Annotated in this window: 25 protein-coding genes; 13 read left to right on the top strand and 12 right to left on the bottom strand. The window is 74.2% G+C overall.

The window, feature by feature from the left end; all coding sequences use genetic code 11:
* Positions 1–178: 178 nt before the first annotated feature.
* A complete protein-coding gene (locus tag AB852_RS09855; RefSeq protein WP_073786147.1) occupies positions 179–3478 on the top strand; it encodes an AfsR/SARP family transcriptional regulator in 3300 nt (1099 codons plus the stop codon).
* A 49-nt stretch (positions 3479–3527) separates the two neighbouring features.
* On the top strand, positions 3528–4124 hold the full coding sequence (locus AB852_RS09850; protein WP_073786145.1) for a GNAT family N-acetyltransferase: 597 nt from the start codon (positions 3528–3530) through the stop codon (positions 4122–4124).
* A gap of 12 nt (positions 4125–4136) precedes the next feature.
* Here the strand turns inward: AB852_RS09850 and AB852_RS09845 are convergent, their stop codons facing one another.
* The 5 genes from AB852_RS09845 to AB852_RS09825 are packed head-to-tail and all read right to left on the bottom strand — an operon-like array spanning position 4137 to position 8770.
* Positions 4137–4784 carry a hypothetical protein gene (locus AB852_RS09845; protein WP_245876701.1) on the bottom strand — a complete coding sequence of 216 codons (648 nt, stop codon included), beginning with the start codon at positions 4782–4784 and terminating at the stop codon, positions 4137–4139.
* Entirely contained in the window at positions 4781–6154 is a 1374-nt protein-coding gene (locus AB852_RS09840; protein ID WP_079184469.1) for a hypothetical protein, read from the bottom strand. Before AB852_RS09840 ends, AB852_RS09845 begins: the two co-directional genes overlap by 4 nt.
* Positions 6151–7014, bottom strand: coding sequence for an ABC transporter ATP-binding protein (locus tag AB852_RS09835; protein WP_079184584.1), 864 nt, complete (start codon positions 7012–7014; stop codon positions 6151–6153). The genes AB852_RS09840 and AB852_RS09835 overlap by 4 nt, the downstream gene beginning before the upstream one ends.
* A gap of 50 nt (positions 7015–7064) precedes the next feature.
* The gene (locus AB852_RS09830) at positions 7065–8180 is read right to left on the bottom strand and encodes a serine/threonine-protein kinase (protein WP_342748471.1); all 1116 of its coding nucleotides are present in this window, start codon (positions 8178–8180) and stop codon (positions 7065–7067) included.
* Positions 8177–8770, bottom strand: coding sequence for an RNA polymerase sigma factor (locus AB852_RS09825; RefSeq protein ID WP_073786141.1), 594 nt, complete (start codon positions 8768–8770; stop codon positions 8177–8179). The genes AB852_RS09830 and AB852_RS09825 overlap by 4 nt, the downstream gene beginning before the upstream one ends.
* A gap of 287 nt (positions 8771–9057) precedes the next feature.
* Here AB852_RS09825 and AB852_RS09820 point away from each other — a divergent pair, with 287 nt between their 5' ends.
* Complete coding sequence (locus AB852_RS09820; RefSeq protein WP_079184468.1) at positions 9058–10263, top strand: serine hydrolase domain-containing protein; 1206 nt, start codon at positions 9058–9060, stop codon at positions 10261–10263.
* Between the two features lie 182 nt (positions 10264–10445).
* Here AB852_RS09820 and AB852_RS09815 read toward each other — a convergent pair whose 3' ends face one another.
* Complete coding sequence (locus AB852_RS09815; RefSeq protein ID WP_073786139.1) at positions 10446–11315, bottom strand: alpha/beta fold hydrolase; 870 nt, start codon at positions 11313–11315, stop codon at positions 10446–10448.
* Between the two features lie 105 nt (positions 11316–11420).
* Between AB852_RS09815 and AB852_RS09810 the strand changes: the two genes are divergently transcribed.
* The 5 genes from AB852_RS09810 (at position 11421) to AB852_RS09790 (ending at position 15890) form a co-directional block, all read left to right on the top strand.
* Positions 11421–11999, top strand: a complete 579-nt coding sequence (locus tag AB852_RS09810; protein ID WP_073787601.1) for a TetR/AcrR family transcriptional regulator — start codon at positions 11421–11423, stop codon at positions 11997–11999.
* 171 nt (positions 12000–12170) lie between these two features.
* Positions 12171–13574, top strand: a complete 1404-nt coding sequence (locus AB852_RS09805; protein ID WP_073786137.1) for a chloride channel protein — start codon at positions 12171–12173, stop codon at positions 13572–13574.
* 167 nt (positions 13575–13741) lie between these two features.
* Positions 13742–14107 carry a hypothetical protein gene (locus tag AB852_RS09800; RefSeq protein WP_073786135.1) on the top strand — a complete coding sequence of 122 codons (366 nt, stop codon included), beginning with the start codon at positions 13742–13744 and terminating at the stop codon, positions 14105–14107.
* 131 nt (positions 14108–14238) lie between these two features.
* Entirely contained in the window at positions 14239–15249 is a 1011-nt protein-coding gene (locus AB852_RS09795) for an amidinotransferase (protein WP_073786133.1), read from the top strand.
* 113 nt (positions 15250–15362) lie between these two features.
* On the top strand, positions 15363–15890 hold the full coding sequence (locus AB852_RS09790) for an AAA family ATPase (RefSeq protein WP_073786131.1): 528 nt from the start codon (positions 15363–15365) through the stop codon (positions 15888–15890).
* Positions 15891–15916: 26 nt separating this feature from the next.
* Here the strand turns inward: AB852_RS09790 and AB852_RS09785 are convergent, their stop codons facing one another.
* Positions 15917–16312, bottom strand: coding sequence for a DUF4259 domain-containing protein (locus AB852_RS09785; RefSeq protein WP_073786129.1), 396 nt, complete (start codon positions 16310–16312; stop codon positions 15917–15919).
* 382 nt (positions 16313–16694) lie between these two features.
* Between AB852_RS09785 and AB852_RS09780 the strand changes: the two genes are divergently transcribed.
* The 5 genes from AB852_RS09780 (at position 16695) to AB852_RS09760 (ending at position 21517) form a co-directional block, all read left to right on the top strand.
* On the top strand, positions 16695–17381 hold the full coding sequence (locus tag AB852_RS09780) for an adenylate kinase (RefSeq protein WP_073786126.1): 687 nt from the start codon (positions 16695–16697) through the stop codon (positions 17379–17381).
* A 658-nt stretch (positions 17382–18039) separates the two neighbouring features.
* On the top strand, positions 18040–18546 hold the full coding sequence (locus AB852_RS09775) for a hypothetical protein (RefSeq protein WP_143201206.1): 507 nt from the start codon (positions 18040–18042) through the stop codon (positions 18544–18546).
* 130 nt (positions 18547–18676) lie between these two features.
* Positions 18677–19219: a hypothetical protein gene (locus AB852_RS09770; RefSeq protein WP_073786122.1), complete on the top strand. Its 543-nt coding sequence runs from the start codon at positions 18677–18679 to the stop codon at positions 19217–19219.
* A 221-nt stretch (positions 19220–19440) separates the two neighbouring features.
* Complete coding sequence (locus AB852_RS09765) at positions 19441–20208, top strand: metallophosphoesterase family protein (protein ID WP_073786120.1); 768 nt, start codon at positions 19441–19443, stop codon at positions 20206–20208.
* Positions 20209–20419: 211 nt separating this feature from the next.
* The gene (locus AB852_RS09760) at positions 20420–21517 is read left to right on the top strand and encodes a glutamate--cysteine ligase 2 (RefSeq protein WP_178390978.1); all 1098 of its coding nucleotides are present in this window, start codon (positions 20420–20422) and stop codon (positions 21515–21517) included.
* Positions 21518–21691: 174 nt separating this feature from the next.
* Here the strand turns inward: AB852_RS09760 and AB852_RS09755 are convergent, their stop codons facing one another.
* The 5 genes from AB852_RS09755 to AB852_RS09735 form a co-directional block, all read right to left on the bottom strand.
* Positions 21692–22186, bottom strand: a complete 495-nt coding sequence (locus tag AB852_RS09755) for an STAS domain-containing protein (protein WP_073786118.1) — start codon at positions 22184–22186, stop codon at positions 21692–21694.
* Between the two features lie 653 nt (positions 22187–22839).
* Positions 22840–23214: a hypothetical protein gene (locus AB852_RS09750; protein WP_073786116.1), complete on the bottom strand. Its 375-nt coding sequence runs from the start codon at positions 23212–23214 to the stop codon at positions 22840–22842.
* 294 nt (positions 23215–23508) lie between these two features.
* Complete coding sequence (locus AB852_RS09745; protein ID WP_073786113.1) at positions 23509–23958, bottom strand: hypothetical protein; 450 nt, start codon at positions 23956–23958, stop codon at positions 23509–23511.
* A gap of 401 nt (positions 23959–24359) precedes the next feature.
* Entirely contained in the window at positions 24360–24626 is a 267-nt protein-coding gene (locus tag AB852_RS09740) for a DUF4235 domain-containing protein (RefSeq protein ID WP_073786111.1), read from the bottom strand.
* Entirely contained in the window at positions 24623–25060 is a 438-nt protein-coding gene (locus tag AB852_RS09735) for a DUF3618 domain-containing protein (protein WP_073786109.1), read from the bottom strand. Before AB852_RS09735 ends, AB852_RS09740 begins: the two co-directional genes overlap by 4 nt.
* Positions 25061–25203 lie beyond the last annotated feature (143 nt).

The raw sequence follows: 25203 nt of genomic DNA, 5'->3' as shown, positions 1-25203 counted from the left end.
TACCGCGCGGTGTCGGTGCGACGGGTCGAGGATGCGTGGCGCCGGTCCTGGAAATGTTTCGGTCGCCTCGCTGGGCCCCCGGCGCCCCGGGTTCACCGTGCCTCCCCGCACCCCCGGCTTCCGTCCCTCGGCGCGGCCGCCGGTCCGCGGGGACGATCACCGGGCATAGGCTGGGCCGATGCGATTCGGGGTGCTCGGTCCCCTTCAGGTGTGGACCAACAGCGGGACGCCGGTACGCGTACCCGAACGCAAGGTCCGCGCGCTGCTCGCCGCGCTGCTCGCCCACGCCGGCCGTCCCGTCCCGCCCGGACAGTTGATCGACGGCCTGTGGGAAGGCGATCCGCCCGCCGAACCCGCCCGGGTACTGCGTACCAAGGTGTCCCAGCTGCGCCGTGCCCTCGAGGACGCCGAACCGGGCGGACGGGAACTGATCGCGGCGACCCCCGCGGGCCATCGGCTCGTCACCGGCCCCGGCACGGTCGACGCGGAACGCTTCGCGCGGCTCACCGCCGAGGCCCGCGCGAGCCACGACCCGCGACGGCGCGCCGGGCTGCTGACCGAGGCGCTCGCGCTGTGGCGGGGGCCCGCCTACGCCGACTTCCGTGACACGTTCCTCACCCGGGCGGTGGTCGAACGGCTGGAGGAGGAACGCCTGGTCGCGACCGAGGACCACGCCGAGGCCCGGCTCCAGCTCGGCGGATTCCCCGAACTCCTCGGTGAGCTGGCCGAACTGGTGGAGCGCCACCCTCTGCGGGAGCGCTTCCGCGCGGCGCAGATGCGCGCGCTGTACCGCGCCGGACGCCAGGGCGAGGCCCTCGCCGCCTACCACGAGCTGCGCGCGCGCCTCGCCGGTGAACTCGGCGTCGACCCCGGCCCCGGCCTCGCGTCCCTCCACCGGTCGATCCTGCGCCAGGACCCGGCTCTGACCCCGGGCGGCTCCCGGCTGCCGGTACCGCTGACCGCGCTCGTCGGACGGGAGGACGCCGTCGAGGACACCGTCACCCGGCTGCGGACCGGCCGACTGCTCACCCTCACGGGCCCCGGTGGTGTCGGCAAGACCCGGCTCGCGCTGGAGGCCGCCCACCGGATCGCGGCGACCGGCGAGCAGGTGGCACTGGTCGAACTGGCCGCCGTCGCCCGTGACGCGCCCGCCTCGTCCGTCGTCGAAGCCGTCGCGACGGAGCTCGGGGTCCGCGACGAGCCACCGGCGCCGCGCCGCCCACCCCGGCCCGGCCCGCCAGCCCCCGGCGCCCCGGCCGCCGGAGCTCCGGGCCGCGCCCCCGACCGCGTCGACCGGCTCGCCGCCGCCGTCGCGGACCGGCCCCTCCTCCTCGTCCTGGACAACTGCGAACACCTCGCCGACCCTGTGGCGGAACTGACGTCCCGTCTGCTGCGGTCCGCGCCCATGCTGCGGGTGCTCGCCACCAGCCAGGAACCCCTGCGCGTCCCCGGCGAGTCGGTGCTCGCCGTCGCACCGCTGGCCGAGCCGCAGGCCGTCGCCCTCTTCCGGGCCCACGCCGCCCGCACCGCGCCGGCCGTGCGCACCGACGGCCCGGCCACCGCCACCGTCACCGCGATCTGCCGCCGTCTCGACGGCATCCCCCTCGCCCTCGAACTCGCCGCCACCCGCGTCGGCTCCCTCGGTCTCGACGGCCTCGCCGGGCGGCTCGACGACCGGTTCCGGCTGCTGGCGACCGCGAACCGGGGAGTCCCCGCCCGGCACCGCACCCTGCGCGCCATGATCGACTGGAGCTGGGACCTCCTGGACCACGAGGAACGCGCCCTGCTGCGCCGTCTCGCGTTCCACCGCGACGGCTGCGCCCTGGAAGGCGCCGAAGCGGTGTGCGCGGGCCCGCCCGTGCCCCGGGACCGGATCGCGGACCTCCTCGCCCGCCTGGTCGAACGCTCCCTGGTCGTCGCCGCCCCGGGACACCACGGGCTGCGGTACCGGCTGCTGGAGTCCGTCGCCGTGTACGGCCGCGAACAGCTCGACGCGGCGGGCGAGACGGCGGACGTCCGGCGCGCCCACCGCGCCCATCTGGTCGCCTTCGCCGAACGCGCCGCGTCCGAGCTGCGCGGCCCCGGGCAACGCCGGTGGCTCGACCGCCTCGACGAGGAGTCCCCCGGACTGCGCACCGCGCTCGGCGGCGCCGTCCAGGACGGCGACACCACCTCCGCGCTGCGCCTGGTCGGGGCCCTCGCCTGGTACTGGCATCTGCGGGGCCGTCTCACCGAGGCCCGCCACTGGCTGGACGCGGTCCTCGCGCTGCCCGCCGCACCCGGGGACGCGGCCCTCGCCGCCGAGGCAGGGGTCTGGCGGCTCGGCGCCGGACTCGTCCTCGGGGAGACACCCGGCCCGGCCGGCCCCGTGCCCCCGGCGGACGCCTCCCCGCACGACCCCGCCGCCGACCCGCCCGCGCTCGCGGCCCACGCCCGCGTCACCACCGACCCGGTCCGCCGGGCCCGCGCCCGCTGGTACCTCGCCTCCCTCCTCGGCTGGGACAACCTCGCGGGCAGTGAACGCCTCGCCATCGGCGCCGCCGACGCCGTCGCCGCCCTCGACGACCCGTGGGGCACCGCGGCGGTCCTCAGCGTCCGCTCCTGGCAGCGGATGGCACGCGGCGACCTCACCGGGGCACGCGCCGACGGAGAACGCTCCCTTGCCCTTTTCGACGCGCTCGGGGACGACTGGGGACGCCTCCAGGTCGTCCCCACCCTCGGTTCCCTCGCCGAGATCGCCGGCGACTACGGGACCTCCGCACGGCTGCACCGCCGATGCCTGCGCGTCGCGGAGGAACTGCGGCTGTGGCCCGAGCTCTGCTACCTGCTCTCCGGACTCGGCCGGGTCACCCTCCTCGCCGGGGACCCGGCCGAGGCGGACGCCCTGCACGAACGCGCCCGAAGGCTCGCCGTCCGGCACGGCGACCAGTTCGGCCGCCAGCTCGCCGAACTGGGACTGGGACTCGGCGCCCGGCGGCGCGGCGACCTCGCCACCGCCGAGGACCTGCTGCGCCGCTGTCTGGTCTGGAACCGGGCCCGGGGCGTGGACGTCGCCGTCGCCCTGCTCCTCGCGGAACTCGGCTTCGTCGCGGAACTGCGCGGCGAAGCCCGTACCGCGCGCGCCCTGCACGAGGAAGGACTCGCGGTCGCCCGGGTCGTGGCCGACCCCCGGGCCGTCGCCCTCGCGCTGGAAGGACTCGCCGGAACGGCCGCCCTCGACGGCCGCCCCCGCGCCGCCGCCCGGCTCCTCGGCGCTGCCGCCGCCGCCCGCGAGGAGGTCGACGCGCCGCTGCCGCCCGCCGAACGCGGCGACGTGGACCGGATCACCCGGGCCGTGCGCGCCGCGCTCGACGGCGACCGGTTCGACACCGAGACCCACGCGGGCCGGGCGCTCGGAACGACGATCCGCGCGGACGGCACCGCCCCCGGGACCCCGGACCACGGCGACCGGCCGCGGGCAACCCGGGACGGCCGATGACCGTCCTTCCCCGGGACAGCACAGTCACCCTTCTCCCGAAAGGCACCCCATGACCACCGACGACCGTGTCCGCCCCGCGACCGAAGCGGACGTACCGGCCGCCGTGCGCACCCTCGCCCGTGCCTTCGCGGACTACCCGTTCACCCGCCATGTCGTCGCCGCCGACGACCACACCGAGCGGGTCCGCCGCTTCCAGGAACTGTTCCTGACCCGGGTGGGCCTGGCCCACGGGCGGGTCTGGGTCGCCGACGACGGCCTCGGCGTCGCCGCCTGGACCACCCCCGAACAGGACCCCGCGCCCGGCCTCGCGGAGGTCGGACCCCTCGTGACGGAACTCGCGGGTGACCGGGCACCGGCGTTCATGGCCGCCGAGGAGGCACTGGCCCCCCACCGGCCGACGGAACCGGTGTGGTTCCTCGCCACCGTCGCCGTGGACCCCGGCATCCAGAGCAAGGGCCTCGGCGCCGCGGTGCTGCGCCCCGGGATCGAGGCCGCCGACCGCGCCGGTCACCCCGCGTTCCTGGAGACCGCGACCGAACGCAACGTCCGCTTCTACGAGCGCCTGGGCTTCAGGGTGACGGCCGGGACCACGCTCCCGGACGGCGGCCCCCGGGTCTGGTGCATGCGCCGGGAGCCGGCCTCCTGAGCCGCGTCCGTCTCACGCGTCCCGTCGGCCCGCCCCGCGCCACGCGTGGAGACCCGCCCCCGCCAGGAACAGCGCGAGGGCGGCCAGCCACGCACCGGCCCGGTCACCCGGCTGAGCGGGCCAGACGAGCGGCGTCACCCACCCGCCGCCGACGGCACCGGTCAGGGCCGCCATGTACGCGCCCATCAGCTGGACCATCGGCGGCAGCCAGCTCAGCCGGGCGCCGATGACCACCGCGGCCAGGGCGGCCGTGCCGGTCGCGCCGAGCGTGTTGCGGACCATCGCCTGGACACCGTGCTCCCCGCCGGTCCCGAGCACCGCGCACCCCAGCAGGACCGAGGCCGTCAGTGACAGGACCACGAGATGCGCGAACCGCCGCGGCCACCAGCGGTGCGCGGCGGTCCGGTCCAGCTCGTCGCTGTGCGTGTACAGACCCGTCCCGATGACGGCCGCCGCCGCCAGCGGGGCGGCCGTCAGCAGCGACGCCCGGACGGACGGGTCGCCCGCACCGGCACCCCGGTCGGCCCATGCGGTGAGCGCGGCGGTCACCGCCAGCGCGACGACCGAGCCGGTCAGCCGCCGTGACCGCAGATACAGCCGACGGCCGCGCGGCGCGGCCACGGACGGGCCGGGGTCCAGGGAACCGCTCGTCAGCGTCACAGCGGCGGCGTCTTCCCGGGCGCGCAGTCCTTGAGGGCCGCGAAGAATCCGGTCAGCCAGGCCCGGCGCCGTTCGTCGGGCAGCCCGGCCAGCCGCTCGGCGGCCTCGGCCCGCCGCTCCAGCCGGGCGAGTTCGCCGGTGTCACCGGCCGCCCAACCCCGCTGACGTGCCAGCCACTCGGCCCGCGCGGACGACGGCAGCAGCCACAGCTCCACCGCGCCCGGGACCTCCGACACCCCATCCGGCGCGGGAGGTCCGCACACGGCCGGGGGAGCCACGAGATTCGAGGCCGTCGCGGTCAGGTAACCCGTCGCGTCGATCAGTTCACCGCGTACGACGGACAGTCCCGGACGCAGCTCCGGCAGCGGGGCCTCGCCGGGCCGGGTTTCGCGCCGCAGACCGGTGAGCCGGGGCGCTCCCTCGACGTCCGCCAGCTTGTCGGTGAGCGGCGACAGCGCGGCCGTCACCCGCGGCAGCAGCGGCGATTCGGAAGCGGCCACACAGACCTCCGGTACCGCCTTGGTGTCGCACACCTCGCGACGGGACAACGGGTCATCACGCCACATCCGGTCACCGGTCTGGACGATCAGGACGGCCGCGACCGCCGCCGCGGCCAGCGGTACCAGGGCCGTGTACCGGCGGCGCGCCGCGTGGGCGAGCACCACCGCTCCCGCCAGCCCGGTGAACCAGACGGCCGACGCCAGGGGTTGCCACCACACGGCGACCGACCCCGACATGACGTTCTCCGCGTCCATCGGCGTCAGATGCCGGACGCCCGAGGACGCCGTCGCGGTGAACGAGAACACGAGCAGCAGCACGACCGCGTACCCGGGCGGGGTGAGCCTGCGCGGGACCAGCGACCCGCACACATGGCCGATCACGGTCACCGCGACGAGGAACACCGCGTCCGTCAGCGTCGCCGTGAACTCCGGCCGCCCCGGCCCCGCGTACGGCAGACACGCCAGCAACGCGGCTGCGGCGACCAGTAGATACACCGCGGCCGACCACAGCGCCCCGGGCAGCGCCGCCGCCAGCAGCCGCGCCAACGGGCCGCGCGGGGTGCTGGCCAGCAGTTCGACCGTACGCCTGCGGTGCTCCCGCGCCCCCTGCCAGCAGCCCGCGGCCCCCGCCAGCGGCGCTCCGAACAGCACGCCGGCGTACCGGAGCGCTGACTGGGTCTCCGACCAACTGCCCTGCCACCACGACGCCCTGAGCGCCATGGCGAGCCCGAGGGCGCACCCGACGAGCACACCGGCCCACGGAGCGAGCCCCCGCAGCAGCTCGGCCCGCACCGGGTGGGCACGTACCGTGCCGCGCGTCCGCGCGGTCCCGGACACCGTGGGTCCGGGGCGGGTCCCGACGGCGCTCATCGGCGCCACCCCGACCGGCCGCCGACCGACGCCCGAGCCCGCCGGCCCGCGCCCCGCACCGAGCCGGACCCCGAGGCGGAGCCCGGGCCGTGGCCCGTGCCGCGTTCGGCGCGATGGCGGCGCAGCGCGGCCGTGTACCCGCGTTCCAGCGGGCTGCCGTCCCCGTCCGGGCCGCCGCCCGGTTCCGGCCCGGCCGTCCCGCCCAGCGCCGCGAGGCCCTCGGTGGTACCCCGGTACGCGACCCGGCCGGAGTCGATCAGCGCCACCTGGGAACACGCGGCGGCCACGTCCTCCACCAGATGCGTCGACACGATCACGGTGGTGGTGCCGCCCAGCTCCCGCAGCAGCGCGCGGAACTCGACGCGCTGCTCCGGGTCCAGCCCCGCCGTCGGCTCGTCGAGCAGCAGCAGTTCCGGGTCGTTGACGACGGCCTGCGCGATCCCGACCCGGCGGACCATCCCCCCGGACAGGGTCCGCACCCGGTCGTCGATACGGTCGCCCAGCCCGACCCTGCGCACCGCCCGCTCCACGGCCTCCGGCACGGTGTCCCGGGGCATCTCCTTGAGCCAGGCCACGTACCCGACGAACTCCCGTACGGTGAAGCCGGGGTAGTACCCGAACTCCTGCGGGAGATATCCGAGCCTCCGGCGCACCGCCGAGCGCCCCGCCGGGGACGACACGTCGTCACCCAGCAGCACGACCCGGCCCGACGAGGGCGCGGCGACCGTCGCGAGTACCCGGATCAGCGAGGTCTTTCCCGCGCCGTTCGGGCCGAGCAGACCGTGCACCCCCGTCCCGAACGCCAGGTCGACCCCGTCCAGGGCGAGTGTCCGCCGGTGCCGGACCGTCAGCGCGGTGATGTCGACCGCGCGCGTCCCGGGGACGCCGTACCACGGCCCCTCTGTCGTGCTCACAGTTTCTCCATACGATCGAAGGACGCGCGGCGCATGACGACCAGCGCCGCGCAGAGAAGGGCGGCCAGCGTCCAGCCGGCCTGCGCGGCGGGCCCGGTGGCGTGCAGGGGCAGCGGCAGACCCCCGGTACGCCCCGGCGCGGACAGCAGCGGGGGCAGGAACGCCGCCGCGAGCCAGCCGCCCGCGAGCAGGGACGCGGCGCGGCGGCAGCCGATGAACGAGCCCAGCGCGAGCGAGCCCGTCGTCAGCGCGAGCCCCGGCAGCAGCCACGCCGCCGCCCCGGGGACCCCGGACGCGGCGGGCAGCAGCGCCCCGGCGGCCGTCAGCAGCGGAAGGCTCAGCAGGAGCACCGCCGCCGTACGGGTCAGCAGCAGCCGCAGACCCCCGGCCGGGGTCGCGGCGGTGATCTCGTGCAGCGGGTCGCTGCCCGCCCCGTACGAGAGGGCGACCCCGAGGGGCGGCAGCGCGGGGGCCACCGCCAGCAGCAGCGGCCGGGCGTCCCCGGCGAGCCCCGTGCCGTGCGCCAGCAGCAGCGCGCCGAACGCCACGAGCAGGACGCCGACGGCCCAGGACCCGCGCAGCGCGGGACCCGCCGCCCACAGCAACCGGGCGACCGGCAGCGGCAACGCGACCCCGTGCCTCGCACGTACCGCCCCCGGGTCCGCCGCCCGGCCCCGAAGCCGCCGGTTCCGCACCAGGTCCGTCACCCGGCCGGTCAGCCGCTCCGTGGCCCGTCGCCCGCGCCGGTCGTTCGCCCGGCCCGGGGCGCGGGAGTCCTCGGGGGCGTCCGCCAGTACCTCCGCGAGAAGCGCGGCGCGGACCTGGCCGAGGACGGGTCCCGCCGCTCCGGCCCGGGCGGCGGCCGAGACCCTGGCCGCGCACGGTCCGCACGACTCCACGTGCTTCTCCACCGACCATGCGCCGGACTCCGTGATCGAGCCGCCGGTGTAGCGGGCGGCGAGCCGGTCGCTGACATGCCAGTCACCCGGTCCGTGCCACCCGCCCCGCCCGCGCGGATCGTCCGAGCCGTCGTCCGCGCCCCGGCCGGGGGTGTCGCCGGGCCGCCCGTCCTGGGGACGGTCCCCGGGGCCGTTCACCGGTCGTGTGCTCATGCCGTGCCTCCCAGCGGACGGGTCCGGGGCGCGAGCCGCTCCAGCGCGACCCGCAGTTCGCGACGGGCGCGTGCCGCCCGGGTCTTGACGGTTCCTTCGGGGATGCCGAGCGCGTGGGCCGCCTCACGGGTGGTCAGTCCGTCGATCACGGTGGCCCGCAGCACGTCCCGCAGCTCCGGCGAGAGACCTTCCAGCGCGGCCCCCACGTCCCCGTACTCCAGTCCCGCCAGGACCCGTTCCTCCGCCGAGGGCGCGCCCGCGCCGTCCCAGGGCTCCGGGACGGCGGTCCGTTCGTGGCGTTCCTGCGCCCGCCGGGTGTCCACCAGCCGCCGTGCCGCGATCACCCACAGCCAGCCGCCCACCTCGGACCCGCGATGGGCACGGGCGGACCGCCATACGGTGACGAAGGTGTCCTGGAGCACTTCGCGTACGGTCTCCGGGTCCGCGCAGCGGCGGCTCAACCGGGTGTGCAGCCAGCCCGCGTGCCGGTCGTACAACACGCTGAGGGCGTCGGTGTCCCCCCGGGCGACGGACCGCAGCAATGCCGCGTCGTCGCCCCCTCCTGCCCCCGCGGGGCGTATCGGCCTCATGCTCCCTCTATCGCCGCGTACCCCCGATCCGGTTCTCCGCCCGGTGTCCCACCCGTCCGGCGTGGGCCGCCCGCTGTGCCCGCGCGGATGCCCCCGTATCTCCGCGAGGCCGTCCATGTCGCCGGGACCCGTACGTCCGCCCCTTACGTCCCGTACCACCCGCCCGCCACCCGACCCTGACACATCCCTGATCTCCGGTCCCGCCGTCAACTTCCCCGCGGGACGGCGGGTCCTCCCCACCATCCGGGCGGGCGGGCCCCGCCCCGGTGGCGATCCGGAGGCGGGCGATGCGCGGCAGCAGCACGGGAACGACGGACGGGCGGCGGCGACGAGGGAGGACGGCCGCCGTGTGCGCGGTCCTGCTGGCGGCCGTCCTCGGTACCGGTGCCGTACCGGCCGGTGCCGCTCCCGGTACCGCTCCTGGGGCCGGGGAGCGGGGGCACGAGGCCACTCAGCGGGCCCTCGACGTCTTCACCGAGTCAGGTCTGCCCGGTGTCCTGGCCCGGGTGGACGGTCCGGGCGGCCGGAGCTGGACGGGCCGGTCCGGGGTCGCGGACCTGCGCACCGAGCGGCCCCGCCGCGACACGGACCGGTTCCGGATGGGCAGTGTGACCAAGACCTTCACCGCGACCCTGCTGCTCCAGCTGGAGGCGCGCGGGGCGCTGTCCCTCGACGACACCGTGGACCACTGGCTGCCCGGCCTCGTCCGGGGCAACGGCCACGACGGCCGGGGGGTGACGCTGCGTCAGCTGGTCAACCACACCAGCGGCGTCCACAACTACACCGACGACGCCGAGTTCCAGCGGCGCCTCGGCCCCGGCTTCCCCCGGTACCGCTATCACGCGTACACCCCCCGCGACCTGGTCGCCTTCGCCATGAGGCACCGGCCCGTCTTCCCGCCCGGCCGGGGCTGGAAGTACTCCAACACCAACTACGTCCTGGCGCGCATGGTCATCGAGAAGGCGGGCGGCGCGTCGTACGCGGCCCAGTTGCGGGAGCGCGTCACCGGACCGCTGGGTCTGCGGGGCACCAGCGCGCCCGGGCACTCGCCGGATCTGCCGGGGCCGCACGGGCGCGGCTACAGCAAGGACGCGGCGGGCCGGATCTTCGACAGCACCCGTCAGGACCCGTCATGGGCGGGGGCGGCGGGGGACCTGGTCTCCACCACCCGCGATCTGAACCGTTTCTACCGGGCCCTGCTGTCCGGCCGGCTGCTTCCGCCCGCCCAGCGCGCCGAACTCCTCGACGGTGTCCGGATCGACCCGCGGGGCCGTCAGACGTACGGACTCGGCCTCCAGTCCCGGCTGCTGTCCTGCGGGGTCCGCACCTGGGAGCACTCCGGCGGTCTGCACGGCTCGCTCACCTGGACGGTGAGTACCGCCGACGGCGGCCGTCAGCTCACCTTCAACGTCAACGGCGACTGGCTCGAACGGGAGGAACCGGTCGTCGCCGTGCTGGAGACGGTGTTCTGCCCCGGCGGGTCCCGCGCCTGATCCGGGCCGCCCCCACGCACGGCCCGTCCCCACGCACGGTCCGGATCAGCCGCGCGGTCGGCACGCATCAGCCGCGCGGTCCGTATCGACCATGAGGCCCGTATCGACCACGAGGCCCGGATCGCCCGCTGTCCCGGCGGATCACGCGGCGGATGGACGGGCCCCGCCGGATGATCCGGGGGTCACACGGACCGGCGCAGGAAGTCCCGGACGAGGGTGGCGATCTCCGCCCCGTGGGTCTCCAGCGCGAAGTGCCCGGCGTCGAGCAGATGGATCTCCGCGTCCGGCAGGTCCCGGGCGAACGCCTCGGCCCCGGCGGGCCCGAAGATCTCGTCCCCGCGCCCCCAGACGGCGAGGAGCGGCGGACGGTGGGTGCGGAAGTACTTCTGGAACGCGGGGTAGCGGTCCAGGTTGAACTGGTAGTCCCAGAAGAGCTGGAGCTGGATCTCCTGGTTGCCGGGGCGGTCGAGCAGCGCCTGGTCGAGGGTCCAGGTCTCCGGTGCGATCCGGTCGAGCCGGTCGGCGGGCACCCCGTGGGTGTACTGCCAGCGGGTCGCCTCGGCGGTGAGCAGTTCCCGTACCGCCGTCTCGTTCGCCGCCCGGTCCCGGGCATGGGCGAACAGCACGTCCCAGAACGGGGTGAAGCCCTCCTGGTAGGCGTTGCCGCTCTGGGTCACGATCGCCGTGACCCGTTCCGGGTGGCGGGCGGCGATGCCGAGCCCGATGGGCGCGCCGTAGTCCTGTACGTAGAGCGCGAACCGGTCCACCCCGATCCGGTCGAGCAGCGCCAGTGTCACCTCCGTCAGCTTCTCGAAGCCGTACGGGAAGGAGCCGGGGTCCGGGGCGGCCGACGCGCCGAAGCCGATGTGGTCGGGCGCGACGAGGTGGTACTCGTCGGCGAGGTCGGCGATCAGGTTCCGGTACATATGGGAGCTGGTCGGGAAGCCGTGCAGCAGGACGAGCGTGGGCCGGTCCCGGCTCCCCGCCTCCCGGTAGAAGACATCGACGCCGTCGATGGTCTCGGTCGCGAACCGTGTGTCGTGGACGGACATGGGAACTCCCTGTTCACAGCGGTGCACCACGCAGAGAACGGTCGTTCTCCCGTTGCCCTGTACGATACGAGAACGATGGTTCTCCCGCAAGGAGTGATGACGGCGATGGACGCGGAGACCGCACGGCGGCAGGTCCTGGAGAGCGCTCGCGCCCTCTTCGGCGAACGCGGGGTGCAGGCCGTCGGCATGGACGCCGTCCGCACCGCGTCCGGTGTCTCCCTCAAACGCCTCTACCAGCTCTTCCCCAGCAAGGAGATCCTGGTCGAGGAGGTGCTCCGGCGCCGCGACCAGGCCGTCCGGAAGGGGATCGCCGCCCACGCCCAGGCCACCGGCGCCGACACCCCGTACGACCGCGTCCTCGACGTCTTCGACTACCTCGCCGACTGGTTCGCCCAGCCCGGCTTCCGGGGCTGCGTCTTCATCAACGCCTTCGGCGAACTCGGCGGGACCTCCGACGGCGTCACGGACATCGCCCGCACCCACAAGGCCGCCCTGCGCGACCACTTCGCGGACCTGGCCGCCCAGCTCGGCGCCCCCGACGCGACCGCCGACCACCTCGCCCTCCTCGCCAACGGCGCGATGGCCGTCGCTGGGATCAACGGCTCCCCCGATGCGGCACACCAGGCCCGGGACGCCGCCCGCATCCTGCTCGACGCAGCGACGGGCCCCGCGCCCCGGACATGACCCCCACCGGGGGGACAGACACACCGACAGGGCCGTCCGGGTGACAACCGCCCCCCGCCCCGCCCGGCCGACGCCGCCGCACCACCCGACCGCCGCCCGGCCGTGCTATCACGGCCGGGGGTCACCACGCGTGCCCGCCCTCCGGACGATCCACGCTTGAGGAGACCGCCGATGCCGGCCGAGCCCACCGCGACGCCCCCGGCGCACCGAGACCCCTACGCGATCGTCCGCACCCGCGGCTACCCCCGACTGCTCCTGCTGGCCGCCGCCCTCGGCCTGCCCGTCTCCGCCGCCGCGTTCGGCTTCCTCGCCCTGGTCTCCGCACTCCAGGAACTCACCTGGCACGACCTGCCCCGCGCCCTCGGCTTCGACACAACACCGAACTGGTGGCCCGTCCCGCTGCTCGCCGTCGCCGGACTCCTCACCGGCCTCACCATCCGCCATCTGCCGGGCGACGGCGGCCACAAACCCGCCGAGGGCATGATGACCACCGGCGCGCCCCGCGCCGTCGACCTGCCCGGCATCGCCCTCGCCGCCCTCGCCGCCCTCGGCCTCGGAATCGTCCTGGGCCCCGAGGCACCGCTCATCGCCCTCGGCGGCGGACTCGCCGTCGCCGCCGTCCGGCTGCTGCGCGCGGATCTGCCTCCCGACACCCTCACCGTGGTCGGCGTCGCCGGCAGCTTCGCCGCCATCAGCACCCTCCTCGGCTCACCGCTCCTCGGCGCGTTCCTCCTGATGGAGGCCGCCGGGCTCGGCGGACCCCTGCTCGGCGTCGTCCTGGTGCCCGGACTCCTCGCCGCCGGGGTCGGCGCCCTCCTGTTCACCGGCCTCGGCTCCTGGACCGGCCTCGGCACCTACTCCCTCACCCTCGGCCATGTACCGCCCGCCGGTCAGCCCGACCTCGCCGGATTCGGCTGGGCACTGGTGGCCGGAGCCGCCGCCGCCCTCATCGGCACCGCCATCCACCGCCTCGCCCTGCGCGTCCAGCACCGCGTCGAGCGCCGCCGCGTCACCGGCACCGTCCTCGTCGGCGCGCTCGTCGGCGTCAGCGCGCTGGTGTACGCCGAGTGGACCGGCCGCGACGCCCGTGACGTGCTCTACTCCGGCCAGGAAGCCCTCGGCCCGCTGCTCGCATCCAGCGCCGGGTACTCGGCCGGGACCCTGCTGGTGCTGCTCGCCTGCAAGTCACTCGCGTACGGGCTCTCCCTGGGCGGCTTCCGCGGCGGCCCCGTCTTCCCCTCGATGTTCGTCGGCGCGGTCGGCGGCATCGCCCTGTCCCATCTGCCGGGACTGGACCTCACGTCCGGATTCGCGATGGGACTCGGCGCCATGTGCGTGGCCATGCTCCGGCTGCCCATGACCTCCGTCCTGCTGGCCACCCTGCTGCTCGGCAAGGACGGACTCACCGTCATGCCACTGGTGATCGTCGCGGTCGTGGTCTCCTACGTACTCACCCTGTACCTGAACCCGACCCCTCCGTCCGCCCCCGCCCCGGGCTCCGCTCCCGCCCCGGGCGCCCCGGACGGTCCGAGCCCCCCGGGCGCCCCGGACACCGCCCCCACCGGACGGACTTGAGGCCGAGGCGCCCCAGGAGCCGCGACGCCCCCGGGAGGGAACCCCGCCGCCACCCCACCGGGCCGCTGTCCTCCGGTCCTTTGCCGCCACCGCCCGGCCTCTCCCGACACCTTCCGCCCCGCCCGGAAGCACCCCGTCCCCGCAGGCCACCGCGCTACGATCACGCGATGACCACCACCCAGGACAGACAGCTCACCAAGCGCCTCGGCATAGCCATCGCCCTCGTCGCGCTGCTCCCGTTCGTGCTCCCCCTGAACATCGAGTCGAGGTCGGTGCTCAACGGCGAACTCACCTCGTACAGCTATCTCAACATCACCGCCCTCGTCGCCGCGGTGGTCGCCATCAGCTTCACCGTGCGCACCTTCTCCGGCCTGCGCCACGAGTCCCGGCTCACCACCACGTACAAGGCACTGCTCATCGCCCTGGTCGTCGTGAGCGTGTTCCAACTGGTGCGCGGCAGCGGTGTGATCCCGACCGTCACCGAGTGCACCGCCTCCTACAGCTTCGACCTCTGCCGCCCCGACTCCGTCTGACACCCGGCGGGCGCCCCGCTCACCCGGACACCGACCCGTCCGGAGGACTCCTCCCGGCGCGTACCCGCGCCGCGCGCGCCCGTGTGCTCCACTGCCCGGACGAACGCCCCTTCCCAGGCAGGAGCCCGCGCATGCCCGCGCCCCGACGGATCCACGTCACCCATGAATGGGGGGTGCTCGAAGAGACCGTCGTCGGACGCGTCATCGACTTCACCTTCCCCGCCGGACTCGCCCACGGAGTACCCGACTCCCTCGGATTCCTCCCCGAACGCACCCGGGCCCAACTGCCGCGCTGGGCGGGCCGGTCATGGTCCGAAGCGGACCCGGAGGGCTACGGAGCCTGCGTCGCACAGGTCGAGGGACTGGCCCGCTTCCTCACCGGCCGGGGCACCACCGTCCACCGCCCCCGTGCGCTCACCCCCATGGAACTGCGGTCCTACGAGGACGGCGGACAGTTCAGCATGCAGACGTTCGTCCGGGACCCCCTGCTCGTCATCGGTGACCACGTCATCGAGACCGCGCTGCGGCTGCCCGCCCGCTACAAGGAACGCTTCGGACTGCGCCCGGTCATCGACGAGGCCGCCGCCCGGGGCGCCCGCCGCTCGGTCGTGCCGCCGCCCGCCCCCGTCCCGGTCCCCGACCTCCGGACGGCCACCGGACCGTTCCTCGAAGGCGGCGATGTGCTGCTGTTCGGCAAGGACATCCTGGTCGGCCACGGCAGCGGCGCCGCGACCGACATGGCGGGTGTCCGCTGGCTCGAAGAACTCCTCGGCGACGACCACCGTGTGCACCCGGTGCCGCTGTCCGACCGCGTCATCCACCTGGACGACGGTCTCACCGCCGTCCGCGAGGGCCTGGCCGTCGTCTGCCGGGAACAGTTCACCGACGGACTGCCCGCGCTCCTCGCAGACTGGGAAATCATCGAGGTCGACCTGTGGGACGCGGTCAACCTCCTCGCGGGCAACAGCCTCGTCCTCGCCCCCGGCGAGGTCCTCGTGGACGAACGCCTGCACCGGCTCGCGGAGTCCCTCACCGCCCACGACGTCACCGTCCACACCCTCCCCTACGACGCCGTCACCCCCTTCGCCGGCGGCTTCCGCTGCTCCCACCACCCCCTGGTACGCACGCTCCCCGTCCGGTGACGAACGGCGGCGCCGCGCGTCCCCTCGCGACGTGGGGCGGTGCGCGCGGGGGAGAAGTGAGGGCCGGGTGAGCGTTCCCCGTCCGCCGACGTGGCTCCGTTAGGGTCGCAAGCATGATTGTGTGGCTGAACGGCACATTCGGCGCGGGCAAGACCACCACCGCGAAGGAGCTGACCTCACGCATCCCGGACTCCCGGCTCTTCGACGCGGAGAAGGTCGGCGAGATGCTGTGGCACGTCCTCGGCGTGCCCGACCGGGACTTCCAGGACTTCCCGCCCTGGCGCGGACTCGTGGTGGAGACCGCGCGGCAGGTGCTCGACCATGTGGGCGGTGTCCTGGTGGTCACCCAGACCGTCCTGGTCGAGCAGTACTGGACGGAGATGCGCACGGGCCTCACCCGTGCCGGTGTCCCGGTGCGGCATTTCCTCCTGCACGCCGACCAGGACACACTGGTGGAACGCATCGGGACCGACACCAAGGAAGAGAGCGTCGGCGCCCGCCAGTGGCGCCTCGACCATCTCGCCGCCTACCAGGCGTCCTTGCCCTGGCTCCGTCGTGAGGCCGAGGTCATCGACACCGTGGGCATCGCTCCCCACCGTGTCGCCGACATCATCATGGCGAGCGTCGCGAACCCGGCCTGAACAGCGGGCGCCACGGCCGGTGGCCCTCACACCGGGCGGGCGGCTCCTCCCGCAGGCGTGGAAGCGAGGAGATCCCGCAACCGGACGACACCGGCCCGCCAGCTGTCGTCGCCCGACTCGGCCCACAGCTCGGAGAGTTCGGAAGGCCTGTCCACCAGTCCGTCGAGAGCGGTACGGGCGAGGTCCCGCAGGCCGCTGAGGTCCGGCAGGGGCTGCTTCGGCCCGTAGGCGGTGTCGACGGGCTCACCACCGGGACAGTGGGCGGCGACGAGCGCGGCGGCCGCGACCTTCTCCTCGCCGCCACCGGAGTCCAGCGCCTCCCGGACGAGGGAGCCGCGTACGTCCGCCGCCGCCTCGTCCAGCCTGCCGCCGAAGTCGGCCGCGGTGTCGTTGTCGAAGGGGCCGATGTCCCAGGTACCCATGCGTCGCTCCCGGTCGTGGTGATGTCGGGCCATCGTGGCACGACCCACTGACACCGCCCCGGCGTCCGCCAGGCGGTCGGCACCGTACGGGGTGCCGGTACGCGTGCGGCACCCGGCCCGCAGCCAGGGCGACGGCGGTACGGGGACGAAGGCGCGTTCCGTGCCGTCCGTCGTGAGGGCGCTCGGGCCGACGGCGCTGCCACCCGCACCCGCTCGGCATCCCGGGGGAGGCCAAGGTCATACGTGGGCACCCGGGCGAAGAGAGTCGACGGTCCCTATCCTCGGTGGGAACGCGCAAAGGGCCTCCACGCAGTCACGACGCCCAGCTGCCTCGAATCCTGAGACCGACCCTGGCCACGTATGACGAAGGGACACCTCATCGATGCGCATCCTCCTGATCGGGCCGCCCGGAGCCGGCAAGGGCACGCAAGCCGTACGTCTTGCCTCGCGTCTGTCGATCCAGCACATCTCCGCCGGTGACCTGTTCCGCGAGCACATCGACCAGGGCACCGAGCTCGGGCGGAACGCCCGTACGCACATCAGCTCCGGCCGGCTGGTACCGGACGGGATCACGATCGGTGTGCTCGCGGAGCGCCTTGGCCGCCCGGACACCGAACGCGGATTCCTGCTGGACGGCTTCCCCCGCAACATCCCCCAGGCTGAGGCGCTGGACGGCATCCTGGCCGACTCGGGGTCGGGACTGGACGCCGTGCTCGACCTGGAGATACCCGAGGCCGAGGTGGTCGGGCGGATCGCCGGACGACGGCTGTGCCGCCGGAACCGCGAACACATCTTCCATGTGGACCACAGCCCGCCTGAAGTCGCGGGAGCCTGCGACGTCTGCGGCGGTGAGCTGTACCAGCGCGACGACGACCGCGAGGCGACGGTTCGCAGACGGCTGGAGATCCACCGCAGCGAGACCGCGCCGGTCGTCGGCCACTACCGGGCCGCAGGTCTGGTGAGCACCATCTCGGCCCTCGGCCAGGTCCAAGAGGTCCTGGACCGCGCGCTGCTCGCGATCGGTCAGGGCCAGGGCCGGGTCGATGCCTCCGGTACGTCGCGCCGCTGACCTCTCCGCCCCGGCCGTCGGATGCCCCCGGGAGTCCGTCGTACAGTCGGCCGTCTTCGCGGTAGAGGAGGACGCCCACTCGCCGCCTTCCGCCGGTCGTCCGTCGGCGTCACGGCACAGGGCGGCGCCCCCCGGCGGGGGAGCGGTGCGTGAACAGGCCACGGCGGGTCGGCGGCGGTGCGCAGCGGGGTGGGCGGGGCGGCCGCAGCGGCCGTGTACGGCGGGCCCGGCCACGTCTGGCCGTCGGCCCCGCACCCGGGCGCACCGACGACCCGGGGACGGCTGGACGTTCGGGCGCACTGATCACAACGGATTCCTGGCCTGCCCGGCACATGGGCACCCCTCATCGCGCTGGAGGAAGGTGGACGACCGACAGTCTTCACAGCACTCCATCGGCGCCGGGTCGCGCCACTCCGGCAAACCGCCGGTCCGGGTGATGCTGCCGCCCCACCCACCCGACGACACCACCCGCACGGGCGGTTTGGTCAGCCTGGAACAGGGTGAGGAGGACCAGCCTCCGACCGGGTCACCGCTCCCCGGCACACTCGACCGCCGATCCTCTCCGATTTTCGTCCTGTCAACCACGTGACAGGCAAGGCGTGTTGTCCTCACAATCGCCCATGTCGAGTTCGGCAGCGCGGCCATGGAGGGGATGGGCATGCCGGTCAACGTCGCTCGCGTCCAGGAGACACAGGTGGGTCACCGGATGAACACCGTGGGCCGTCCGAGCGGCCCCAACGCGGTGAGCTGGGACTACGAGACCACCCTATGGACGATCGAGCGTCCTGCGGACGGTGACGAGCCACTGCGACGCAAGGTCAGATGCGGCACCTGCGAACAGTCCCTCGCCATCGTCGTGTACAGCGTCGCCGACACCCGTCGTCGGCAAGCCCGCTTCCGGGGCTGGACCTGGTTCTGCGCGTTCCTCCTGCTCGCCGGTCTGGCCGGAATCATCTACTTCGGGGTCACGGCGTCGATGTCCTCGGCACCGGGACTCACCTCCCTGGCGTCGGTCTTCGTCACGTTCCCGGCGCTGTGGGTCGTCGGGTTGCGCACGGAGGCCGAGGCGGGGATCACCCACCGGGGCAGCAGCGGTGTCTCGGTGGCCAAGCACGTGGTCACCCCCATCGAACCCCCACCGGCGAGCCCGTTCGGAACGGCGTAGCCCGCGCGGATGCCGGATGCCGGATGCCGGATGCCGGGAGACGCGGAGGGCGAGGTGGGCGAGGTGGGAGCGGGAGGAGTGGCGCGGGCCGGGCGTCGGTCCGTCCCGGCGCGCTGGCACAATCCTGGGCATGGACGGGATAGAGCTGATCCACTCGGGCTGGGGCAAGGGATCGGTCCGGGTCACCCACGCCCCGGCGGGAGTGGCCACGGTGCTGGAGTTCAGGGGCGGGTTGCTGTCGGCCCTTCAGGTGTACGGGATGACCGACACCCCGGACCGGCTGGAGCAGGGCCGCGAACTGATCAACTACTGCTGGGGCAAGGGGCATGCCAGAGCCCTGGTGCCGAAGGAGTACACGCACGTCGCGACCGGGAAGCCCGGCGGGCTCTCTCCCCGCTGGAAGCTCGGCTTCGGCACCGGCGACTCACTGGCCGAACTCTCCGCCACCGCCTCGGGCCGCTTCCCCGACGCCCTGCGCTACACCGGCCCGCCCGCACAGGTGAGGCTTGAGGTGGAGAAGTTCCACGCGACGGTGAGGCACAGTTCGATCTCCGGTGGACGCAGCACCCAACTCCACCTGAGCTCAGGCCCCTTCCGCGGCACCCTGGCCCTGCCGGGGCCGGGAATCATCGAGGTGGCCTGCCTCGCGAAGTGGTCGCTCACGGTCCTCTGACCGCTGAGCCGCCAGGCGGACCACCCCGCCCCGGACATACGAGGGCCCCGCCCCGCTCGGACACACGGCGGGCCCCGCCCCGGACGTAGGACGTCCCCGCGGCCCGAACGGACGACGGCCCCGGCCCGGACGACAGCCCTCGCGCACGACGCCCCCTCCGGGCCTATGCCGGGAGCGAACCCGCTCCCGTCCGTCCGGGGTGTCGTCGCATACTCGGCCTCATGCCGAGCCGTGTCGCCGTACTGTCCGACATCCATGGAGTACTGCCCGCCCTGGAAGCGGTACTCGCCGAGCCGGACGTCCGAGCCGCGTCCCTCGTCGTCCTCACCGGTGACATAGCGACCGGTCCTCAGCCGACCCAGGTCCTGGACCGGCTGACCTCGCTCGGAGACCGTTTCCTGTGGATCGGGGGGAACGCCGACCGTGAACTCCTCGAACACCGGAGCGGCTTGAGCGGCCCGGACACCGACCCCCTCACTGCCTGGGCGGCCGGGCAACTGCGCCCGGACCATCTCGACCTGCTCGCCGGCCTGCCGAAGTCACGCACCCTGTCACTGCGCGGCTTGGGCAACGTCCTCTTCTGCCATGCCACTCCCCGCGACGACGAGGAGGTCGTCCTCGTCGACTCCCGGCTCGACCGCTGGCGGGACGTGTTCGGCGAACTGGACGACGACATCCGTACGGTCGTCCTCGGGCACACCCACATGCCCTTCGTCCGGCTCGTCCACGGACGTCTCGTCATCAATCCCGGCAGTGTCGGCATGCCCTACGGCCGGACCGGGGCGCACTGGGCGCTGCTGGGCCCTGGCGCGGAGCTGCGCACCACGGACTTCGACCTCGACGCGGCCGTCCACGAGATCGTCCGCGACTCCGCGTACCCGGACGCCGCCGAGTGGGCCGACTACTTCCTCCGGGCCCGCGCGAGCGACGTGGACGCCCTGGAGGCGTTCGGCCCGAGGGACGGACGCGGCGGCCCGCCCCGGATCTGACCGGCCGGGGGCGAACCTGACGGAAGGCGTTCGACCACCCCTCACGCTGCCCCGCGCGGGTCCGGGCGTGAAGAGTCCCGGACGGGGCATGCGGGGTGTGTCCGGGCCGATGGCCAGGCGCTGTGGGGACCGGCACCGGATTCGTACGGTGCGCCCCTCCTGTCGCCGGTCCGTTCGCCGGTACGCGCAGCTGGGCGAGGGGAAGGCAGTGATGGTGCGGAGTGTGGGTGTGGAGGAGGAGCTTCTCCTGGTGGACGAGGCCAGTGGGGAGCCGCGGGCGCTGGCCACGGCGGTGCTGGCGGCCGCCACGCGTGAGGCCTCGGAGCGCAAGGAGGAGGTGTTCGAGGCGGAGCTGCACCGGGAGCAGCTGGAGTTCGCCACCCGGCCGCAGACCGACATGGGTGAGCTGGCACGGGAGATCGCCGACTGCCGGGCCGACGCGGCCCGCCACGCCGGACGGCACGGGGCGACCGTCGTCGCGCTGGGGACCTCGCCGCTGCCGGTCAGCCCATCGGTGGGTTCCGGTGAGCGGTACCGCTGGCTGGAGGAGCACTTCGGGCTGACCACGTACGAGCAGCTCACCTGCGGCTGCCATGTGCATGTGTCGGTGGAGTCGGACGAGGAGGGTGTGGCGGTCCTCGACCGCGTCCGGCCCTGGCTGCCCGTTCTCCTCGCGATGAGCGCGAACTCGCCCTTCTGGCAGGGCCGGGACAGCCGTTACCACAGCTACCGCAGCCGGGTATGGGACCGCTGGCCCTCGGCCGGGCCGACCGATCTCTTCGGCACGGCCGACCGGTACCACGCCTATGTCGAAGCGATGATCGGTACCGGCGTGCTGCGGGACGAAGGGATGATCTACTTCGACGCCCGCCTCTCCCGGTCGTACCCCACCGTCGAGTTCCGGATCGCCGACGTCTGCCTCGACGCCTCCACCACCGTCCTCGTCGCCACCCTGGCCCGCGCCCTGGTGGAGACCGCCGCCCGGCAGTGGAAGGCGGACGAGCCCCCCGTACCGCACCGGACGGAACTTCTCCGCCTGGCCTCCTGGCGCGCGGCCCGTTCCGGACTGGACGGCCAGCTTCTCCACCCGCTCACCATGCGCCCCGCCCCGGCGGACGAGGTGGTGCGTGCCCTGTACGACCATGTCCGCGAAGCGCTGGAGGACAGCGGTGACGCCCTGCCCGCGCGGGAAGCGCTCTTCGCACTGCTCGCGAACGGTACCGGCGCGAGGGCACAGCGCGAACTCCTGAACCGCACGCAGAGCCTGGGGGACATGGTCATCGCCTGCGCCCGCCGAACCGCCCGGTAGACCGGGCGGTTCGGCCGCTTTGGGGGCGGACCTTGCGGGGAAGGGCAGGGCATCGCCGGGATCGGACTCGTCGTCGTCGGCGTCGCGGTCGTCCGGCTGCTGTTGCGGAGCGTCCGGCGCGGCCGGAACGGCCCGGAGCTCCGTGACGGCCGGCCTTCGCGGACCTCCCGTCGGTCACGCCCCTTGGACTGTCAGGAGGAGTGAGCCGATGATGGTGCCGCCGGCGGCGGTGAGCATGCACAGCCGCAGGATCCGCGTCCAGTAGCCGTGGCGTGTGCGGCTCGGTACGGCCCGGTCCGGGGCAGGGTGCTCCCGGGTGCGTGAAGTGCGGGGCGGCTGGGGCAGCGTGGGGGAGCCGGTGAGGAGGAGCACTCGTCGTACGAGGGGCGGGGGCGCGCCGATGAGGCTGAAGGCGACACCGGCCTCCCGCGCCCTGGCGGCCGCTTCCTCCAGATGGCGGAGTCCGGTGCAGTCCATGAGCTGGAGGCTGGTCAGGTCGACGCGAATGCCCGCGGGACCGCAGGCCAGGCACAGCCCGACGGTCGAGCTGAACTCCGTGCCTGATTCCAGGTCCAGCTCGCCTTGCAGGCGGATGGTGGCCCAATCGGAACCTGTGGCCGGGTCCGGGGCGAAGGTGGTGCGGTGTGCGAACGCTGAGGGCCGGATCATGCCGCACCCCCGGCATGCCGGGGCGGTGCGGCGCAGACGAGGGCGGGGCCACGGAAGGCCGGGGGCCGGTGAAGGACGGAGCCGGGGGTGACGGGAGGGTCGTTGTCGCGACGAGTGGGCGGGGAAGGCCGGGCGGACCGGGCGGACCGGGCGGCGGAGGGAACTCGCACGGGGACCAACTCCATACGGCTGGATCACGTTGCTCGGGAGGGCAGGGCCGCACGAGCGACGGTCCTTCGGAGGACCTCGCCACTTGCCGGGGGACAGTGTCCCGTCCGGCCCTGCTGATGTGCCTGCCGTTCCGAAGCACGTACCGCGCTGCTGCCCCGGCTTCCCCCCGGCAAACGCACGTGCTGGACAGAGGCCGCCCGGACTACCGCGTGCCGCGCAGCCCGGAAGACCTCAGGTGAGGTGAAGCAGACCCTGCTCGGGCTGGAGGACGGTGCGCCGCGCCTGTCGGCGGGGCCGGTACGGATGCGAGGCGCACCCGGGCCGGTGCGAGACGGGGTCCCGGGCCGGGCTGAGGGGGAGGGCCGTGCGGAGGGCGGAGGGGCGGCGCGGCGAGGGCCGTCGTCCCAGGGCAGGTTCGGCCGTTGGGCGGACAGCCGATCGTCGGCACACCGCCGTAGTACTCGCTCGCGCCGGAGACGCGTTCACCCCGGCAGGCGGGCCTCGATCCCCAGGGTGGATTCCGGTCCGAGGACGTCCAGGGCCTCACCGAGTGACCCCGTCACCCGCATGGACGAGGGGCCCGCGGTGCCGGCGAGACGCTGCCGTACCGTCAGGGACGGGGCGACCACGCACAGCCGTGTGTCCCGGGCGAGACCGGCGAGCCAGTCCAGCAGGCGTCCGTTCGCGTCCCTGACGGCGGACGTGTCGACGACGACGGCCGCGCCGCGTTCCGCCCCCAGCTCCCGCAGCACCGCCCTCGGGCCGGGCAGATCCTGCTTCCCGCCGTCCGCCGGGATCTGAACCAGCCACACATGCCCTCGGCGCTTCCAGCCCAGCCCGCCGGCGATCTCCCGCATGCCCGTACCTCTTTCCCCGACCGGAGTCCCGCGGTCCAGCTCACCATCTCCCGGGCCGACCCGCGACAGTACGGGCCACCCCAGGATGCATGCGGTCCGACCGCCATTGCTCTCGTTACCCCACCCGGATACGGCCCATGCCTGACGGCCAGGTATGAACGTCGACGGCCGTGATGCCGGACGTGGTGGCTGCCGGAGTTCTCTCCCGTGCCGGTCCCCGGGGAGGAGGGGGCCGGACGGTTCCGGTGAGAACCGTGGGCCGTGGGAGAACCACACGGCCCACGTAGGTCCGACTCACGGCTCCGGAGTGTGTCCGGGGTGTCCGTGGGTGCGGCGGGCTTCCTTCATCTCCGCCTCGTGAACGTGCTCGTGTCCGTCGAGCAGTTCGCGCCGGAGACGGGCCTCGATGTCGGTGAAGGGCCGGTAGTAGTGGCTGTTGTACGCCTCGACGATCTGGAAGGTCCAGTGTCCGGGAATGACGTTGCGGCCCACGATCTCGCGCTCCAGCAGGTCGGCCTGTGCGTGGTGGCCCGCGGCGCGCAGCAGTTCCAGTGCCCGGTCCAGCTTGAGGTCGGCGCCGCCGGTGAGCTGATGGAAGGCGTAGAGGCTGCCGCGGGCCCGTTCCACCGTCTCCAGCGCCTCCGACAGGACTCCCAGCGCCAGTACGGTCGCGTCGCTTGTGCCGTCGGGCCGACGATGTGACGACCGGGAATGCTCCTCTTGGCCGTTCGGGTCTGTGGTCATGGGGCTCCTGTGCGTGTCACGGGCCAGGCGGCCCGGGTGAGGTCGTCCACGGGCGGTGAGCCGGAAGACGTGCCATGGTCCGTCGCCGCTGACCGCCGCTGACCGCCGCTGACCGCCGCTGACCGCCGCTGACCGCCGCTGACCGCCGGTGGTCCGTGCGGGCCGGGCCGAGCCGCCAGGGGAGGGTGTGATCCCGGTGGGCCTGTCCGGTGACGGCCCGGCCGCCGGAACGCGCCCACTCCCACTCTCCCGTCCCCACTGCCGTACCGCACGCGGTAAACGGTGGAAGACCGATACTGTCCGCCCGGATGCCGCGTTCCGCGGCCCCGACGGACGCCGGGCCGGGACGGGCACACCCGTCCCGGCCCGGCCTCGGCCTCCGCTCCGAAGGCGCGACGGGGTCAGGCCGGCCAGGTGCCCGTCAGCCGTCGGGTGGCGGTGGCGCCCGCCCGTTCGACGGTGGCCTTCACCACGGCGAAGATCGCCCCTTGCAGCGCTGCGGCGACGAGGATCTCCGGCCATGCGCGGTCCTCGTCGGTGGCGTCGGGAGCGTCCTTGTCGTGCTCGATCATCTTCCACGTCCTCCTGAAGGCCGCCGCGGCGAGCATGCCGCCGGCGGCGCCCAGGACCAGGCCGACCGGCCGGTAGGCGATCTTGGACGCCTTCATCGACGCCTCCGGCCGCGTCGGACGACAAGGAGGACAACGAACGCGGCCCCGACGCCGAACAGAGGAGCGCGGTGGTTCCATGCCTTGGCCGCGACCCGGCCCGTCCGCTCCGGCAGAGTGCCGGGTGCCCCGCTCGCGGCGCGCTCTCCCGCACGTGAGGCGGCGTTCCGCACCTGCGCCGCGGTCCGGGCGGCCCGGTCGACCACGGGATCGGGCGTCTTCTCCTTCAGCAGCTGCTTGGCCTGCTCCGCGGCGCCGCGCACCTGGGCGGCCTTCCCGGCGGCCTGTTCCCGCAGCCGGCTCCTCACATCGGCCTTCGCCGCCAGAGCTTCGACCGTCAGTCCCAACTCCTCACGTGTCTGCTCGATCTGTTCACGCATCTCCTCGACGACGAGCGGCGACTCGTCGTCAGGAGAGGGGGTTCGCTCGGTCATCGGTATGCCTTCTCCTTGATCTGGGCCGCCTCGGCCCTGACGCTCTCGACGGTCCGCTCGGGATCTGCGACGGCCCGCCGGTTCCGGCCGCCCTCGGAACGGATCCGTACCCGCGGCCGGGCCGGAACCGGGTCGTGCGTGGC

The organism is Streptomyces uncialis (genome assembly GCF_001905345.1).
GTDB lineage: Bacteria > Actinomycetota > Actinomycetes > Streptomycetales > Streptomycetaceae > Streptomyces > Streptomyces uncialis.
Note: the sequence above shows the minus strand (reverse complement) of the source record. Positions and strands in the feature narration are given on the sequence as shown.

Coding starts and splice junctions, on each gene's coding strand:
- AB852_RS09855 (WP_073786147.1), top strand. CDS start 179: ATGCGATTCGGGGTGCTCGGTCCCCTTCAGGTGTGGACCAACAGCGGG.
- AB852_RS09850 (WP_073786145.1), top strand. CDS start 3,528: ATGACCACCGACGACCGTGTCCGCCCCGCGACCGAAGCGGACGTACCG.
- AB852_RS09840 (WP_079184469.1), bottom strand. CDS start 6,154: ATGAGCGCCGTCGGGACCCGCCCCGGACCCACGGTGTCCGGGACCGCG.
- AB852_RS09830 (WP_342748471.1), bottom strand. CDS start 8,180: ATGAGCACACGACCGGTGAACGGCCCCGGGGACCGTCCCCAGGACGGG.
- AB852_RS09825 (WP_073786141.1), bottom strand. CDS start 8,770: ATGAGGCCGATACGCCCCGCGGGGGCAGGAGGGGGCGACGACGCGGCA.
- AB852_RS09820 (WP_079184468.1), top strand. CDS start 9,058: ATGCGCGGCAGCAGCACGGGAACGACGGACGGGCGGCGGCGACGAGGG.
- AB852_RS09815 (WP_073786139.1), bottom strand. CDS start 11,315: ATGTCCGTCCACGACACACGGTTCGCGACCGAGACCATCGACGGCGTC.
- AB852_RS09810 (WP_073787601.1), top strand. CDS start 11,421: ATGGACGCGGAGACCGCACGGCGGCAGGTCCTGGAGAGCGCTCGCGCC.
- AB852_RS09805 (WP_073786137.1), top strand. CDS start 12,171: ATGCCGGCCGAGCCCACCGCGACGCCCCCGGCGCACCGAGACCCCTAC.
- AB852_RS09800 (WP_073786135.1), top strand. CDS start 13,742: ATGACCACCACCCAGGACAGACAGCTCACCAAGCGCCTCGGCATAGCC.
- AB852_RS09795 (WP_073786133.1), top strand. CDS start 14,239: ATGCCCGCGCCCCGACGGATCCACGTCACCCATGAATGGGGGGTGCTC.
- AB852_RS09790 (WP_073786131.1), top strand. CDS start 15,363: ATGATTGTGTGGCTGAACGGCACATTCGGCGCGGGCAAGACCACCACC.
- AB852_RS09785 (WP_073786129.1), bottom strand. CDS start 16,312: ATGGGTACCTGGGACATCGGCCCCTTCGACAACGACACCGCGGCCGAC.
- AB852_RS09780 (WP_073786126.1), top strand. CDS start 16,695: ATGCGCATCCTCCTGATCGGGCCGCCCGGAGCCGGCAAGGGCACGCAA.
- AB852_RS09775 (WP_143201206.1), top strand. CDS start 18,040: ATGCCGGTCAACGTCGCTCGCGTCCAGGAGACACAGGTGGGTCACCGG.
- AB852_RS09770 (WP_073786122.1), top strand. CDS start 18,677: ATGGACGGGATAGAGCTGATCCACTCGGGCTGGGGCAAGGGATCGGTC.
- AB852_RS09765 (WP_073786120.1), top strand. CDS start 19,441: ATGCCGAGCCGTGTCGCCGTACTGTCCGACATCCATGGAGTACTGCCC.
- AB852_RS09760 (WP_178390978.1), top strand. CDS start 20,420: ATGGTGCGGAGTGTGGGTGTGGAGGAGGAGCTTCTCCTGGTGGACGAG.
- AB852_RS09755 (WP_073786118.1), bottom strand. CDS start 22,186: ATGATCCGGCCCTCAGCGTTCGCACACCGCACCACCTTCGCCCCGGAC.
- AB852_RS09750 (WP_073786116.1), bottom strand. CDS start 23,214: ATGCGGGAGATCGCCGGCGGGCTGGGCTGGAAGCGCCGAGGGCATGTG.
- AB852_RS09745 (WP_073786113.1), bottom strand. CDS start 23,958: ATGACCACAGACCCGAACGGCCAAGAGGAGCATTCCCGGTCGTCACAT.
- AB852_RS09740 (WP_073786111.1), bottom strand. CDS start 24,626: ATGAAGGCGTCCAAGATCGCCTACCGGCCGGTCGGCCTGGTCCTGGGC.
- AB852_RS09735 (WP_073786109.1), bottom strand. CDS start 25,060: ATGACCGAGCGAACCCCCTCTCCTGACGACGAGTCGCCGCTCGTCGTC.